This is a genomic window from Pseudomonas mediterranea CFBP 5447 (genome assembly GCF_000774145.1).
Classification (GTDB): Bacteria; Pseudomonadota; Gammaproteobacteria; order Pseudomonadales; family Pseudomonadaceae; genus Aquipseudomonas; species Aquipseudomonas mediterranea.
In genome coordinates, this window is sequence record NZ_KN322965.1 from 1 (window position 1) to 2,878 (window position 2,878).

General features: G+C 63.4%; 2 protein-coding genes. One reads left to right on the plus strand and one right to left on the minus strand.

Features of this window, described 5'->3' with window-relative positions; all coding sequences use genetic code 11:
• Window positions 1-95: 95 nt before the first annotated feature.
• Window positions 96-1,262 (minus strand): MFS transporter, encoded by a 1,167-nt coding sequence (locus tag N005_RS01755; protein ID WP_047698867.1) that lies wholly within the window; start codon window positions 1,260-1,262, stop codon window positions 96-98.
• A 135-nt stretch (window positions 1,263-1,397) separates the two neighbouring features.
• On the opposite strand from N005_RS01755, the gene N005_RS01760 reads away from it, so the two are divergent.
• Window positions 1,398-2,801: an aminotransferase-like domain-containing protein gene (locus N005_RS01760; protein WP_047698869.1), complete on the plus strand. Its 1,404-nt coding sequence runs from the start codon at window positions 1,398-1,400 to the stop codon at window positions 2,799-2,801.
• Window positions 2,802-2,878: the final 77 nt, after the last annotated feature.

Below are 2,878 nucleotides of genomic sequence, written 5' to 3' on the forward strand. Positions count from 1 at the left end.
GAGCTTGCTCCCGCTGGGTTGCGCAGCGGCCCCAATAGCTGCGATTGCTGCGCAATCGAACGGGAGCAAGCTCCCTCGCCACAAGGGGTTTGTGTTCAGCTGTGGGACATGCGGATTACATAAGCCTCTGTCCGAACGATGACCCATCCCGTTACCAACGCACCCAGCGACAATGCCACCCCAAACAGGACCAACGCCACATCGGCGCCGAACCGGTCAGCCAACAGGCCTGTGACCACCACCGGAATGCTGAACCCGACGTACGCGAACAGGAAGAACCCGGCACTGACCCGGGCCTTTTCCTGGCCGGCCAGTGCGGTGATCGCCGATAGCCCGCCCAGGTACAGAAAACCATAGCAGGCACTGCTGGCCCCCAGCGCCCCAAGCAGTACCGCGATCAGCGAACCGCTGCTCGCGCCCCAGGCCAGCAGCGCATAGCTCAAGGGCAGCACCAGCAAGCCAAACCCGGTGGCCCGGGCCGGGTGCAGGCGACGCACCCAGGGTTGGAACAGCAACCCGCAGCTGATCACGGTGAAGGTCGACAGGCCCGACCATTGCTGCAGATCGTGGCGTGCCAGCACCGAGGGCAGTATCGCGATGACCAGGCCCGAGGTTGCCCAGGCCAGCAGCATGGAGAAGCCGTAGGGCAGGCTGCCGGTGGGGAACAGCGGCAGGCGTAGCATCGGCGCCCGGGTCGTTCTGGCGGCAGGGTCCGGCAGCCTGGACACCACGAGGAACGCGACAGCGGCCAGGAACAACTGCAACCAGAAACTGCCGGGCACCACGCTGTGGTGGACGAACAGGAACAGACTGGTCAACGCCGCCCCCAGGCCGAAGCCCAGGGAGGTGCTGGCGGTGATCCGATTGGCGGCGGAGCGGGTATCGCTGCCCGCCAGCAGTTCGGTCATGTAGGCCGTCGACGTCGCTGAGGCCAGACCCGTGCCCACGCCCATCATCAGCCGTGCCAGGCCCAGCGCGACGAGGTTCGGCCAGATCGAGGTGATGACGGTTGCCAGCATCGACAAACCCAATGCCAGCAATATCAGCGGCCGGCGTCCTACCCGGTCGGCCAGCCCGCCGAAGGCCAGCAGCACCGGCAACACTCCCAGTACATAACATGAGAACGCCACCGCCGTAGCACCGGCGCCGTAACCGGACGCCTGGGCATAGGTGGTGTAGAGCGGCGCCTGCAGGTTGACCGCGAGGGTGATCAGGCAAAGGCCGAAAGCCAGTCCCCATGAATGTCGCTGCTGTGCGTTCAAGCGTGTTCCCCGAAAGTCGTCAAATGGCGTCTACGGGACTATCACTGCCGGGCTTCGCGGGAACAAGGAACAGGCCGAGGGGTTTTGTGATTAACTGTTCGCTCGAAATCGGCGAACACTTCAAGAGCACCCCGCATGGACCTGAACATCGATCGCAATGCCGCCGAGCCCATGACCCGGCAACTGATGAGTCAGCTGGTGGGTTGGATCGACAGCCATCACATCCGCCCCGGTGCCCGAATGCCTTCCATCCGGCAATTGGCCCAGGAAAATGACGTCAGCCTGTCGTGCGTGATCAAAGCCTATGACCAACTGGTCGCCAGCGGGGTGCTGGAGTCCCGGCATGGATCGGGTTTCTTTGTCGCCCAGCAGGTGTTCCGGCCCGGGGAGCCGGATGCTGAAACAGCCGAGGGGGCATGGACGTTGTTCGACAACGAGTCGACGCTGCTCAAGCTCGGCTGCGGCTGGCTGCCTGACTCCTGGCGCGATGACACCGACCTGGGCCAGGCGATCCGCCAGGTGGTGCGCAGCGACAACCACGCACTGTTCAACTACAGCACGCCCCTGGGCTCTGTTCCTCTGCGCCAGCACATCCAGAAACGCCTGGGGCTGATCGACATACATGCCGATCTTGCGCAGATCCTCACCACCCAAGGCGCCAGTCATGGCCTCGACCTGTTGGTGCGCACGCTGCTCAAGCCCGGTGACCTGGTCCTGGTGGAAAGCCCCGGCTACTACAATCTGTTCAATCTGCTGAAGTTGCACGGTGTCAGGACCCTGGCGGTACCGAGGGGCACCCAGGGCCCGGATATCGCCAGCCTCGAACGCGTGCTCGGCCAGCACAAACCCGCCTATTTCTTCATCAACAGCATGTACCAGAACCCCACCGGCACCAGCCTCGCGCCGAGCGTCGCGTATCGTCTGCTGCAACTGGCCAACCAGCACGATTTCCGCCTCATAGAAGACGACATCTACGCCGACTTCCAGAATGGACCAACGTCCCGCCTCGCGACCCTGGATGGCCTGGACCGGGTGATCTACCTGGCGAGCTTTTCCAAGACGCTGTCCAGTTCGCTGCGCATCGGTTACGTGGTCGCCCAGCCCGAGATCGTCAACCGACTGGCCGAGGTCAAGATGGTGACGGGTATCGGCTGCTCGTTGTTGGCGGAAAATGTCGTGGCGACGCTGCTCGCCAACGGGGCCTATCGCAAGTTGCTGCAACGCCTGCGCCAGCGTTTGAACAAGCAGATGGCGAGCACCCTGCGCCAGCTTGACCAGGCGCACTGGGAGGTTTTCGCCGAGCCGACCGGAGGCCTGTTCGTATGGGCCCGGCCCCGGTATGTGGAGAGCGGGCGGGTGCAGCAGATTGCTCGCGAAGCGCTGGTCCAGCTCTCTCAAGGGGCCAGTTTCATGCCGGCGAGGGAGACCTGCGACTGGCTGCGGCTGAACGTGGCGTTCGTTCAGGACGTTCGTGCGCAGACGTTTTTCCGGCGGATAGAAGAGGCGTCGCTGGCTGAACAGAGAAATGAAGCTGTCTGAAAGTTTGTGGGAGCGAGCCTGCTCGCGATAGCGGTGGGTCAGTAGAAAAATTCCAGCTGACACACCGCTATCGCGAG